Annotated in this window: 6 protein-coding genes, 2 tRNA genes and 2 rRNA genes; 7 read left to right on the top strand and 3 right to left on the bottom strand. The window is 46.0% G+C overall.

Annotation, left to right across the window (positions count from 1 at the left end; translation table 11 throughout):
- Positions 1–48: 48 nt before the first annotated feature.
- The 4 genes from A6E01_RS11695 to A6E01_RS11680 all read left to right on the top strand — a co-directional run bounded on the left by A6E01_RS11695 (position 49) and on the right by A6E01_RS11680 (position 3,681).
- Positions 49–124: transfer RNA gene (locus A6E01_RS11695), tRNA-Val, on the top strand.
- A gap of 323 nt (positions 125–447) precedes the next feature.
- Positions 448–3,337: ribosomal RNA gene (locus A6E01_RS11690) — 23S ribosomal RNA — on the top strand.
- A 90-nt stretch (positions 3,338–3,427) separates the two neighbouring features.
- Positions 3,428–3,543: ribosomal RNA gene (gene rrf / locus A6E01_RS11685) — 5S ribosomal RNA — on the top strand.
- 61 nt (positions 3,544–3,604) lie between these two features.
- A tRNA-Asp gene (locus tag A6E01_RS11680) sits at positions 3,605–3,681 on the top strand.
- A gap of 105 nt (positions 3,682–3,786) precedes the next feature.
- Here A6E01_RS11680 and A6E01_RS20945 read toward each other — a convergent pair.
- Positions 3,787–4,822 (bottom strand): IS630 family transposase gene (locus tag A6E01_RS20945; RefSeq protein WP_371944777.1). Its coding sequence is split into 2 segments (ribosomal slippage): positions 3,787–4,357 and positions 4,356–4,822, totalling 1,038 coding nucleotides; the frame shifts between segments, so codons are not numbered across the junction.
- Between the two features lie 234 nt (positions 4,823–5,056).
- On the opposite strand from A6E01_RS20945, the gene A6E01_RS11665 reads away from it, so the two are divergent.
- Positions 5,057–5,551, top strand: a complete 495-nt coding sequence (locus tag A6E01_RS11665) for a hypothetical protein (RefSeq protein WP_065210270.1) — start codon at positions 5,057–5,059, stop codon at positions 5,549–5,551.
- A 97-nt stretch (positions 5,552–5,648) separates the two neighbouring features.
- On the top strand, positions 5,649–6,590 hold the full coding sequence (metA, locus tag A6E01_RS11660; protein ID WP_017243803.1) for a homoserine O-acetyltransferase MetA: 942 nt from the start codon (positions 5,649–5,651) through the stop codon (positions 6,588–6,590).
- A gap of 62 nt (positions 6,591–6,652) precedes the next feature.
- Here the strand turns inward: metA and A6E01_RS11655 are convergent, their stop codons facing one another.
- The gene (locus A6E01_RS11655) at positions 6,653–7,945 is read right to left on the bottom strand and encodes a cation:proton antiporter (RefSeq protein ID WP_065210269.1); all 1,293 of its coding nucleotides are present in this window, start codon (positions 7,943–7,945) and stop codon (positions 6,653–6,655) included.
- Between the two features lie 184 nt (positions 7,946–8,129).
- On the opposite strand from A6E01_RS11655, the gene metH reads away from it, so the two are divergent.
- Complete coding sequence (gene metH / locus A6E01_RS11650) at positions 8,130–11,798, top strand: methionine synthase (RefSeq protein WP_065210268.1); 3,669 nt, start codon at positions 8,130–8,132, stop codon at positions 11,796–11,798.
- Between the two features lie 62 nt (positions 11,799–11,860).
- Here metH and lysC read toward each other — a convergent pair whose 3' ends face one another.
- A complete protein-coding gene (gene lysC, locus A6E01_RS11645; protein ID WP_065210267.1) occupies positions 11,861–13,213 on the bottom strand; it encodes a lysine-sensitive aspartokinase 3 in 1,353 nt (450 codons plus the stop codon).
- Positions 13,214–13,431 lie beyond the last annotated feature (218 nt).

The raw sequence follows: 13,431 nt of genomic DNA, 5'->3' as shown, positions 1-13,431 counted from the left end.
GAAGTTGTTTGAATTCACTTTATAGTGAACACAAATAGCAAACAATGTGGGCGATTAGCTCAGTTGGGAGAGCACCTCCCTTACAAGGAGGGGGTCACTGGTTCGAGCCCGGTATCGCCCACCATCTTTAAGCGCTCTTTCGAGTGTGTTTAAAAATGGTTCATTTGTTTGAATCTCGCTCTTTAACAATTTGGAAAGCTGACGAACAACAATGTGATTTCATTGTTGTTCAAATTTAAAAGTTCTCAAATCCTATATCTTTATGATGTAGGTACCAACACACATTCAAGTGTTCTTGGGAATGTACTCTTGCCGGAGTGCATTCAAATTTGAGTCCGGCAAAATCGAATGTTATCTCGCTCATAATAAAGAGATAACGCACCTTGGAAACGTCATACTGCAGCGTAGCAACTGCATTGCGTTAAGCAAGACCCTTTGGGGTTGTATGGTTAAGTGACTAAGCGTACACGGTGGATGCCTTGGCAGTCAGAGGCGATGAAAGACGTAATAACTTGCGATAAGCCCAGATTAGGTAGTAATAACCATTTGAGTCTGGGATTTCTGAATGGGGAAACCCACGTGCATAAGCACGTATCATTAACTGAATACATAGGTTAATGAGGCAAACTCGGGGAACTGAAACATCTAAGTACCCGAAGGAAGAGAAATCAACCGAGATTCCGAAAGTAGCGGCGAGCGAAATTGGATTAGCCCTTAAGCTTTTAATGCGTCAGGTGAAGAGTCTGGAAAGTCTCGCAGTATAGGGTGATAGCCCCGTAACCGACAACGCATTTTAAGTGAAAACGAGTAAGGCGGGACACGTGATATCCTGTTTGAACATGGGGGGACCATCCTCCAAGGCTAAATACTACTGACTGACCGATAGTGAACCAGTACCGTGAGGGAAAGGCGAAAAGAACCCCTGTGAGGGGAGTGAAATAGAACCTGAAACCGTGTACGTACAAGCAGTAGGAGCGCCTCGAAGCGTGACTGCGTACCTTTTGTATAATGGGTCAGCGACTTAATTTTAGTAGCAAGGTTAACCGTATAGGGGAGCCGTAGGGAAACCGAGTCTTAACTGGGCGTCGAGTTGCTAGAATTAGACCCGAAACCAGGTGATCTAGCCATGGGCAGGTTGAAGGTTGAGTAACATCAACTGGAGGACCGAACCGACTAATGTTGAAAAATTAGCGGATGACTTGTGGCTAGGGGTGAAAGGCCAATCAAACCTGGAGATAGCTGGTTCTCCCCGAAAGCTATTTAGGTAGCGCCTCGGACGAATACCAATGGGGGTAGAGCACTGTTAAGGCTAGGGGGTCATCCCGACTTACCAACCCTTTGCAAACTCCGAATACCATTGAGTACTATCCGGGAGACACACGGCGGGTGCTAACGTCCGTCGTGGAGAGGGAAACAACCCAGACCGCCAGCTAAGGTCCCAAAGTATAGCTAAGTGGGAAACGATGTGGGAAGGCTCAGACAGCCAGGATGTTGGCTTAGAAGCAGCCATCATTTAAAGAAAGCGTAATAGCTCACTGGTCGAGTCGGCCTGCGCGGAAGATGTAACGGGGCTAAGCTATACACCGAAGCTGCGGCTGCATACTTTTGTATGCGGGGTAGGGGAGCGTTCTGTAAGCGGTTGAAGGTGGTCTGTAAGGGCTGCTGGACGTATCAGAAGTGCGAATGCTGACATGAGTAACGATAAAGGGGGTGAAAAACCCCCTCGCCGGAAGACCAAGGGTTCCTGTCCAACGTTAATCGGGGCAGGGTAAGTCGACCCCTAAGGCGAGGCCGAAAGGCGTAGTCGATGGGAAACGGGTTAATATTCCCGTACTTCTTATAATTGCGATGGGGGGACGGAGAAGGCTAGGTGGGCCTGGCGATGGTTGTCCAGGTTCAAGTATGTAGGCGGAAGGTTTAGGTAAATCCGGACTTTCTTAACGCTGAGATACGATGTCGAGCTGCTACGTGCAGTGAAGTCATTGATGCCATGCTTCCAGGAAAAGCCTCTAAGCTTCAGATTATAAGAAATCGTACCCCAAACCGACACAGGTGGTCGGGTAGAGAATACCAAGGCGCTTGAGAGAACTCGGGTGAAGGAACTAGGCAAAATGGTACCGTAACTTCGGGAGAAGGTACGCTCTTGGCGGTGAAGTCCCTTGCGGATGGAGCTACTAGGAGTCGCAGATACCAGGTGGCTGCAACTGTTTATTAAAAACACAGCACTGTGCAAAATCGTAAGATGACGTATACGGTGTGACGCCTGCCCGGTGCCGGAAGGTTAATTGATGGGGTTAGACTTCGGTCGAAGCTCTTGATCGAAGCCCCGGTAAACGGCGGCCGTAACTATAACGGTCCTAAGGTAGCGAAATTCCTTGTCGGGTAAGTTCCGACCTGCACGAATGGCGTAATGATGGCCACGCTGTCTCCACCCGAGACTCAGTGAAATTGAAATCGCTGTGAAGATGCAGTGTACCCGCGGCTAGACGGAAAGACCCCGTGAACCTTTACTACAGCTTGGCACTGAACATTGACCCTACATGTGTAGGATAGGTGGGAGGCTTTGAAGACGGTACGCCAGTATCGTTGGAGCCGTCCTTGAAATACCACCCTTGTAGTGTTGATGTTCTAACTTAGTCCCCTTATCGGGGATGAGGACAGTGCCTGGTGGGTAGTTTGACTGGGGCGGTCTCCTCCCAAAGAGTAACGGAGGAGCACGAAGGTGGGCTAAACACGGTTGGACATCGTGTGGTTAGTGCAATGGCATAAGCCCGCTTGACTGCGAGAATGACAATTCGAGCAGGTGCGAAAGCAGGTCATAGTGATCCGGTGGTTCTGAATGGAAGGGCCATCGCTCAACGGATAAAAGGTACTCCGGGGATAACAGGCTGATACCGCCCAAGAGTTCATATCGACGGCGGTGTTTGGCACCTCGATGTCGGCTCATCACATCCTGGGGCTGAAGTCGGTCCCAAGGGTATGGCTGTTCGCCATTTAAAGTGGTACGCGAGCTGGGTTTAGAACGTCGTGAGACAGTTCGGTCCCTATCTGCCGTGGGCGTTGGAAGATTGAAGGGGGCTGCTCCTAGTACGAGAGGACCGGAGTGGACGAACCTCTGGTGTTCGGGTTGTCATGCCAATGGCATTGCCCGGTAGCTAAGTTCGGAATCGATAACCGCTGAAAGCATCTAAGCGGGAAGCGAGCCCTGAGATGAGTCTTCCCTGGCACTTTAAGTGTCCTAAAGGGTTGTTCGAGACTAGAACGTTGATAGGCAGGGTGTGTAAGTGCTGCGAGGCATTGAGCTAACCTGTACTAATTGCCCGTGAGGCTTAACCATACAACACCCAAGGGGTTTTGTGGACTCAAAGTAGAACTTTGAATGTGTGATATAACTTTTAAATAATAGCTTTCCGAATTTTAAAATTTGCTTGGCGACCATAGCATTGTGGACCCACCTGATTCCATGCCGAACTCAGAAGTGAAACATAATAGCGCCGATGGTAGTGTGGGGTTTCCCCATGTGAGAGTAGGACATCGCCAGGCTTTAAATTAGATTGTATTGAAGCAACGCGAGTAAGACTTCAAGACAATAACAAATTGGTGCGGAGTGGTAGTTCAGTTGGTTAGAATACCGGCCTGTCACGCCGGGGGTCGCGGGTTCGAGTCCCGTCCACTCCGCCACTAATAAGAAGCCCTAGTCGAAAGACTAGGGCTTTTTTTCGTCTATAGCTTTAGCATTAATTGAAGCAAGCATCAGGCTAGCCGTCCTAATACCAATCCGGAAAATTAACTGATCAGGTCTATCCAATCTCTTTGGCACATTTTTGTGACGCGATCTCTGCACTCAAGAAAGCCATTCCAAGCGCGACAAACCTTGGACACAATTTCGTTGTAATCAGTGAAACTTTGGTTTGCTAAATAATGTTGTCTTAACCAGCTCCAAACTTGTTCAATAGGGTTCAGCTCTGGCGAGTATGGAGGAAGCTTGATGATACTGACGTTATTAAATTGGTTCGCTATGTCGTCCGTATGCCAGCCTGCACCATCCATTATTACGACTGCATGACGACCTTTTTCTGTAGCTTTCGATATTTGTTCTAGGTGGTTGATCATGATGTCCTTGTTTACCCAAGGAACAACTATTGCTTCGCCGATCCCTCTTGCTGGGCACACAGAGCCAAACAAATAAGCGTATTCAAATTGCTGCTGTTTTACGACTCTAGGCCTCGTTCCGCGAGTCGCCCAAAGACGAGTTGTTGTGTTCTGCTGACCAAATCTAGCCTCATCTTGAAACCAGACATCAACCTGTTCTAGCCCAATATGGCCGGGGATCTTAAGGATCGTTTCTATTTGGAATTTTTTTAAAATCGTCTTGGATTTGCTGTGATTGCTTAGGGTGTTTTGAACGAGAAGTTATCCAAGAAAAGCCCATGTGCTCGAGGAGATAATAGATGGAATTGGGGTGATAGTGTTTATCAAAGTGTTCAACGATGTAGTCATGTATATCGCTACCGACAAGACGTCCTCCAGACGGTGATTCAGCTGCTTTTTGTATGAATTCGCTGAGTTGTTTTCGTTGTTCCTCATTGAGATATGCAGGTCTACCTGTGCGGGGTTTTTCTTGAAGCCCTTCCAAGCCTTCTTCAAAAAAGACCTTAACCCATTTATTCACACTGGTTCGGCTAACTTTAAGATATTTAGCAATTTGAGTTCGCGAATGACCTTCTTTGAAGTGTGCAAGCGCTAGTAAGCGAACCTTCATCTGAATGGTTTTTTGTTGACTCGCTAGCTTTTTGAAATCGGTATTATCAAGGCTATCCATAGCAATATTTCACAATTGTTTGATAGCCTCAATTAGATCATATTTTTACTTTAATTGGTATAAGGTTTTTTCTTACCTGTAGAAAATAATTTTTCCTTTAGCTATATTTCTAACCTAATTTCTCTTTCCTGCTTTTATCCCGTATCGGTGATACCTTTATATTAAGGCTAACGACGATCTGAGTTAATGAAAAAGCTACTCATACTACTTTGCTGCATAATTTCTATAGTGCTAATGAGCGCTCTTGGAAGCTTGTACGGACTGCTGATAGTTAAAGACCGGGGCTATGATTGGCAGTGGTTAGGCTTTCCTCTACTAGATAGTGGTATACAGATAGCGCGTACCAAAGATACCCATCAACTACTGCTGCGTAAGCTCTATCCTTTACACGCCATGGAAGTCTCAGCCTATACCACTATGGATAACAACATGGTGCTGCAGTTGACCATTTTCACCTCGTGCGATAATGATGTTGAAGCTCAATTGGCAGTTAATCATGATATAGAAAGAACGATTACGTTGACGTGTACTGACTCTAATGAGCTTAGATATTTATCTACTGAACACACATTAGAACAAGCGAATATTGAGATTAATGGCAGATCAATCAAGATAGACTTTACCCCGTGGAACATAGCTGAGTTGAAAAAAGATCAGTTTAAACAATTACATCCAGCGTACTTCGAACGACTAGGAGAGAGTCCAGAGTTCCAATGGTCTCGTGATTAAAGATGGGTTTACAATATCAGTCTCGACATAAACGAGTGAATACAGTAGTCTGAATCAACATACGTATGGACGTCTAGATGCTTAAAGGAGAAAAGTTGTGCCAATTCGAGTCCCTGATCAATTACCTGCGACTGATGTATTAAGAGGAGAGAAGATTTTCGTTATGTCTGAATCTCGCGCCTCATCGCAAGAGATTCGTCCTCTAAGAGTCCTATTGCTCAACCTGATGCCAAAGAAGATTGAGACTGAAACGCAATTTCTACGCTTGCTTTCTAATAGTCCGTTGCAAGTAGACGTTGAACTGCTTCGTATTGATAATCGACCAAGTAAGAACACTCCTACTGAGCATTTAGATACCTTCTATCGCCAATTTGAAGGGGTGAAAGGACGCAATTTTGATGGACTCATTATTACCGGTGCGCCACTCGGCCTGGTTCAGTTTGAAGATGTCATCTATTGGGAGCACCTGCAGTCCATCATGAATTGGGCAAAAGAGCATGTGACGTCAACGCTTTACGTTTGTTGGGCCGCTCAAGCTGGTTTAAAGTTGCTCTACGACCTTCCTAAGCGCACTCGTAAAGAAAAGCTATCGGGTGTCTATGAGCATTTTACACAGGATCAGCACCATCCGATTCTTCGTGGATTTGATGATACCTTCCTAGCTCCTCACTCACGTTATGCGGATTTTTCTCCAGAGTATTTATCTGAGCATACCGATCTTGATATCTTAGCAACATCAGATACCGCTGGGGTTTATCTTGCTTCTACCAAAGATAAGCGAAATGTATTCGTGACTGGACACCCTGAGTACGAGTCAAAGACTCTGCATACTGAGTACGTGCGAGATTTGGCTGAAGGGATGGAGCCTGCAATACCTGTTAACTATTACCCTGACAACAACCCAGATAATGCCCCTAGGGCAACATGGCGTAGTCATGGTCACCTATTGTTTAGTAACTGGCTTAATTACTGTGTTTACCAACAAACCCCATACGATTTGGATAAGTTTTCTGAAGCTAACTTCACTACAGAAGAGTAGTTTGTCATTCGCTTGATATAAAAAAGGCATGCCATTGGCATGCCTTTTCTGTTTATAGAAGGTTACTCTTGCTCTGATTCACTTGAGGGTTCTAGTTGCTTCGCTTTTTCTATCATTGGAGTGATAGTCATCCCCTGTACCAAGATAGAGAACATGACCACAGAATAGGTCATGACCATGATGATCTCTTTCACATCGATATTCTTTTCAGGAATCACCATGATCCCAGCCGGGATAGACAGAGCCATAGCTAATGCTAGACCGCCTCGGAGCCCGCCCCATGTGAGTATTTTCACAGACATAGGGTTGTAGTATCTAAATCGATTGAAACCAACATAATTGATTCTGATGCTAAGGTAGCGAGACAGAAGTACTAGGGGTACTGCTATCACCATCATGATCCAGTCTTCGTGATGGAACTCGAACAACAGCATCGACATACCAATGAGCAGGAACAATACCGCATTCAGGAACTCGTCAATCAATTCCCAGAAATGGTCTAAATTCTTAAATCCTGATTCTGAAAATCCAGTCTTGCGTGTCCAGTTACCAATAATGATGCCCGATACCACCATCGAGAGTGGCCCTGATACCTCTAGCAGCTCTGCAACGGCATAGCCTGTTGAAGGAATCAGAATGGTCAGCAACATCTCCATGGAATGATCTTCAGTGGTGCATATTAACCAGTGAAAGATTAGACCGAGAACAAAGCCGTAGGCGATACCACCAATAGCTTCTTGGAAGAACAGTGCTGACACTGAACCAACGGTAGGGGCTTCAGTACCAAAGGCGATGGTAAATAGGGTTACAAAGATAACCAAACCAAAGCCGTCATTGAACAGGGACTCCCCTTCAATTTGAGTAGAGATGCGTGGTGGAGCATCTAACTTCTTTACAATAGCTAATACTGCAATGGGATCGGTAGGTGATATTAATGCGCCAAATAATAGGCAATAAATCAGGTCTAGATTGAAGCCGATTAACGAACAGATGCCAAATAGCACAAAACCGATGAAGAAAGTAGAGAACAGGGTTGCACCTAATGCTAGCGCTGTAATCTCCCATTTCTGGTCTTTAAGGTGATCCAGCTTGATGCCAAGTCCACCTGCAAATAATAGAAACCCTAAGATTCCCTTAAGCAAAAAATCTTCAAAGTTAATCGATGCGATGGTCTCGCTGGCGACATGAGATAGCTTAAACCAGCCTGCTTGACCTGCGATAATAATCGCTAACGATAGCAACATGGCACCGGCTGTAATCGCAATGGTGGTCTGCATTTTGCCGATTTTACTGTTGATTAATGCGATGAGTGCTGCCCCGGCAGCTAGAAAGCACAGCGTATGGTAGGCTTCCATTCCTTTCTCCTAAGTTTGAATAGCCTCAACACTGTGAGACAAAATGTTAACTAGATCAAATATAGTTATACCTTAGATAGCATCATAGCGAAAATTACCATGGTTTAGACGTCTAGAAATCTAATTTTACTGTGATAGGATGTTGGGTATAAGTTGGAAATGCCACACCTGAGCAGGACGCAGAATGAGAGCACAATTAGAAGCCCAATTAAAGAACCGCATTCTTTTGATAGATGGTGGTATGGGCACCATGATTCAAAATCAAAAACTAGAAGAAGCGGATTATCGAGGTGGTCGTTTTGCCGATTGGCATTGTGACCTGAAAGGGAATAATGACCTTCTTGTCCTTACCCAGCCTCAACTCATCAAAAAGCTTCATAGTGATTATTTGGAAGCTGGTGCTGACATCCTAGAAACCAATACCTTTAACTCAACCACCATAGCGATGGCGGATTATGAGATGGAGGATCTTAGCGAAGAGATTAACTTTGCTGCGGCAAAGCTTGCCAGAGAAGCGGCAGATGAATGGACAGCAAAGACTCCCGATAGACCACGTTATGTTGCTGGCGTTCTCGGCCCAACAAACCGTACCTGTTCTATTTCTCCTGACGTTAATGACCCTGGGTTTCGAAACGTTAGCTTTGATGAGTTAGTCGAGGCATACAAAGAATCCACCCTTGCCCTTATAAAAGGTGGTTCAGACCTTATTCTCATTGAAACCATCTTTGATACCTTGAATGCGAAGGCATGTGCATTTGCTGTTGATACTGTTTTTGATGAGCTAGGCTACACGCTGCCCGTCATGATCTCGGGAACCATTACCGATGCATCAGGCCGTACCTTGTCTGGTCAAACGACAGAAGCTTTCTATAACTCTTTAAGACACGTGAACCCCATCTCTTTCGGTCTGAACTGTGCTTTGGGTCCTGACGAATTACGCCCTTATGTGGATGAGTTATCGCGTATTTCTGAAACCTTCGTCTCTGTTCACCCAAATGCCGGTCTACCCAATGCGTTTGGTGAGTATGACCTATCTCCAGAAGACATGGCTGAGCATATTAAAGAGTGGGCAGAGTCAGGTTTCTTGAACTTGGTGGGGGGGTGTTGTGGTACGACACCGGAACATATTAAGGCGATGGCTGAAGCTGTTGCAAATGCTCGACCACGTCAACGACCAGAAATAAAAGCGGCGTGTCGCTTATCTGGCTTAGAACCTCTCGCTATTTCTAAAGAAACTCTATTTTTGAATGTGGGCGAGCGTACTAACGTCACTGGGTCTGCTCGCTTTAAACGATTAATCAAAGAAGAGCTCTATGAAGAAGCTCTGGACGTTGCACGTCAGCAAGTAGAAAACGGCGCTCAAATCATCGATATTAACATGGATGAAGGGATGCTAGATGCTGAGGCATGTATGGTTCGTTTCCTCAATCTTTGTGCCTCCGAGCCTGATATATCGAAAGTGCCGGTTATGGTGGACTCCTCTAAATGGGAAGTCATTGAAGCGGGTCTTAAGTGCATTCAAGGCAAAGGCATCGTTAACTCAATCTCTTTGAAAGAGGGGAAAGAGAAGTTTATCGAGCAAGCTAAGCTAATTCGTCGTTATGGTGCGGCTGTGATTGTTATGGCGTTTGATGAACAGGGCCAGGCAGACACTCGTGAGCGCAAGATTGAGATCTGTACTAATGCCTACAACATCCTTGTCGATGAGGTTGGCTTCCCTGCTGAAGATATCATTTTTGATCCAAACATCTTTGCCGTCGCGACGGGTATTGATGAACACAATAACTACGCCGTCGACTTCATCAATGCAGTAGCGGATATCAAACGCGACCTACCACATGCAATGGTGTCGGGTGGTGTATCTAACGTTTCTTTCTCATTCCGCGGCAACAACTACGTTCGTGAAGCTATACATGCTGTATTCCTATACCACTGCTTTAAAAATGGTATGGATATGGGCATCGTGAATGCGGGTCAGCTAGAAGTTTATGACAACGTACCTGACAAACTGCGAGAAGCGGTGGAAGATGTGGTTCTGAACCGCAGAGATGATGCCACTGAACGTTTGCTGGACATTGCTGGTGAATATCGTGAAAACGGTGTGGGTGCCCAAGATGATGGAGCTGCGCTTGAATGGCGCGGTTGGCCAGTAGAAAAACGCTTGGAACATGCCCTTGTGAAAGGTATTACTGAGTTTATTATCGAAGACACTGAAGAAGCTCGTTTGAATGCGTCTAAACCTCTGGAGGTCATTGAAGGGCCGTTGATGGATGGTATGAACGTAGTGGGCGACTTGTTTGGTGAGGGTAAGATGTTCTTACCTCAGGTAGTAAAGTCTGCTCGAGTCATGAAACAAGCAGTCGGTCACCTTGAACCTTACATTGACGCTCTAAAAGAAGTGGGTCAAACCAACGGTAAGATATTGTTGGCGACAGTAAAAGGCGATGTGCACGATATCGGTAAGAATATCGTGGGTGTGGTTCTGCAGTGTAATAACTACGAAATCATCGATCTGGGTGTGATGGTGCCTTGTGAGAAGATCCTCAAAGTCGCAAAAGAAGAGAACGTCGATATCATTGGCTTGTCAGGATTGATAACCCCATCTTTGGATGAAATGGTACACGTTGCGAAAGAAATGGAGCGTCAAGGGTTTGATCTTCCACTACTGATTGGCGGTGCAACCACCTCTAAAGCCCATACAGCGGTGAAGATAGAGCAAAACTACTCAGAGCCAGTCGTATATGTAAACAACGCCTCTCGTGCGGTAGGCGTATGCTCTGCACTGCTCTCTAATGAGCAAAAGCCAGGCTTTATTGAGAAACTAGATCTCGACTATGAACGCGTTCGTGACCAGCACGCTAGAAAGCGACCAAAGACAGCGCCGGTGACTCTAGAGAAGGCGCGTGAGAATAAAGTGGCTATTGATTGGGAGTCTTACACTCCGCCACAACCAAAGCAGCTTGAACCAGTGGTGGTCAAAGATATGAGCGTATCGGTGCTGCGTGATTATATTGACTGGACCCCATTCTTTATGACTTGGAGCCTAATGGGTAAATACCCCGCTATCCTAAAGCATGAAGAAGTGGGCGAGGAAGCGAAGCGTTTGTATAAGGATGCCAACGATTTGCTCGATATGATAGAAGCGGACGGTATCATCAAGGCAAACGGTATGTGCCAGATGTTCCCAGCCAACAGTGTGGGTGATGATATCGAGGTGTATACCGACGAGTCACGTACGGTTGTGGCTAAGACGTTATTCAACCTTCGTCAGCAAACCAAAAAGCCGAAAGGCTTCAATTACTGCTTGAGCGATTACATTGCGCCTAAAGATAGCGGTGTTAAAGATTGGGTTGGCGGATTTGCCGTAACGGGTGGTATTGGTGAGCGTGAGATTGCTGACAACTACAAAGCGGAAGGTGATGATTACAACGCGATTATGATCCAGGCGGTAGCCGATCGCTTGGCTGAAGCCTTTGCCGAGTACCTTCATCAGCAAGTGCGTAAGGATATCTGGGGATATGCCCCTGATGAGCAATTGGGTAACGATGACCTCATCCGCGAGAAGTATCAAGGTATACGCCCAGCGCCAGGCTACCCTGCGTGTCCTGAGCATACTGAGAAACAGGCTATATGGGACTTGATGCAAGTTGAGGAAACCATTGGAATGTCGCTTACTACGAGCTACGCAATGTGGCCTGGTGCGTCGGTCTCTGGTTGGTATTTCTCTCACCCTGATTGCCGTTATTTCGCGATTGCACAGATCCAAGAAGACCAAGCTAAAGACTACGCAGAGCGTAAAGGTTGGGATTGGACTGAGGCTGAAAAGTGGCTAGGGCCTAACTTGAACGGTTAACAACAAAAATAACGAAGGGGCTATTTAGCCCCTTCTTTTTTCTCGATATTTGTTAGCTAATTTTAGCTTTCAAAGAGCTGTCGATGAAGCTGCTGCACGGCGTGTCTTGCTGATGATTCATGCAATAAGAAACACAGGTTATGGTTACTTGCACCATAGCAAATCATTCGTAGATTGTGGTCTTCAAGGGTACCAAATATCTGCTTTGCGGTGCCCTTAGCTTGTCCCATGTTGTTGCCGATAAGCGCAACCAAGCTTAGGTTCTGCTCTACGACAACTGAGCAGAGTTCTTCCAGTTCTTGTTGAGCAGCAACAGGCAGTTGCGGAGCGCCACCTTGAGTATTCGTGCGGTCTAACGTCAGTGATACGCTGATCTCTGAGGTGGTAATCAGATCTACCGATACCTTATGACGAGCCAAGATGGTAAATACCTTTGCCAAAAATCCACTGGCTTGGAACATATTAAGGCTCTTAAGAGTAATCAGTGTTTGATTGCCTCTCAGGGTGACGGCTCTGAATAAAGGTGCACTATCAACTTCTTGTTTTACCCAAGTACCGCCACGTTCTGGTTCCTTAGAGGACCCAACAAATACGGGGATTTTATGTCGCAATGCAGGTACTAACGTTGAAGGGTGCAGGATCTTAGCACCAAAGTTTGCCATCTCAGAGGCTTCACTGAAGCTGATCTCTTTGATGGGTTGTGCTGGTGGCGCGATGCGCGGGTCTGTGGTGTAAATGCCCGGTACATCCGTCCAAATTTCTAGGCCAGACGCTGAGATCGCCTCGGCAATTAAGGCGGCGCTATAATCACTACCACCACGACCTAGTGTTGTTGTTTTGTTATTAAGATCTGAGCCGATAAACCCTTGGGTAATGACAATAGAATCTTTAAACAATGGCACTAGGTGAGCTTGTGCAGCAATGCCGATCTCGTCCAGTAACGGCTCTGCATTTCCAAATACTGATGTTGTTTTCATCACTGTGCGAATATCGAAGCGCTCGGTTTTATGTCCGCGCTCACTCATTAGCTGGCAAAGGATGTGTGTCGACATTAGCTCTCCACAAGAGACTAATTGGTCAGTCAATTGCTCGCTAGTCTCGCTGGCGGCTTTCTCGGCACACTGAGAAACCTTTGTTAGAATCTCGTTGATCGCATCATTGATGACTTCAGGGTGCTTTAACTGATTGATGATACTGAAGTGAATATCAACCAATTGCTGCAGAAGTTGCTCACGTTTACCTTTATCGGCGATGCCATTGGCAAGCTCGACCAATACGTTGGTCACGCCTGAGCAGGCACTGATGACAACGAGTTTGGTATTTGGGTTATTCTCTACGATGGCCGCACATCGGCTCATCGCCTCAAAATTTGCTACACTTGTGCCGCCAAATTTGGCGACGTTGATTGCGCTCACAGCGTCTCTCCATTAATCCTTTAAATGTGCAAATACTCACTCTCGCTAATAGAGGTGAGTATAAAATGCGAAGCAGTTACCCCGCATAAAATGAGAAGAGCTTGTCCTTGTCGCATTGCATTGGTCATCCACTCTTTGTCTTCATTGAACTGGTTTGGCGAAATTATGTCAATGGCTTGAATACAAATCGTCACTTTTTTACCTACCGCATACTTCTA

This window comes from Vibrio breoganii (assembly GCF_001677275.1).
GTDB lineage: Bacteria > Pseudomonadota > Gammaproteobacteria > Enterobacterales > Vibrionaceae > Vibrio > Vibrio breoganii.
This window is presented reverse-complemented; position numbering and strand designations above follow the sequence as displayed.

Bases quoted from the DNA above. Each gene is read 5' to 3' on its own strand.
- A6E01_RS11665 (WP_065210270.1), top strand. From the start codon at position 5,057: ATGAGCGCTCTTGGAAGCTTGTACGGACTGCTGATAGTTAAAGACCGG.
- A6E01_RS11655 (WP_065210269.1), bottom strand. From the start codon at position 7,945: ATGGAAGCCTACCATACGCTGTGCTTTCTAGCTGCCGGGGCAGCACTC.
- metH (WP_065210268.1), top strand. From the start codon at position 8,130: ATGAGAGCACAATTAGAAGCCCAATTAAAGAACCGCATTCTTTTGATA.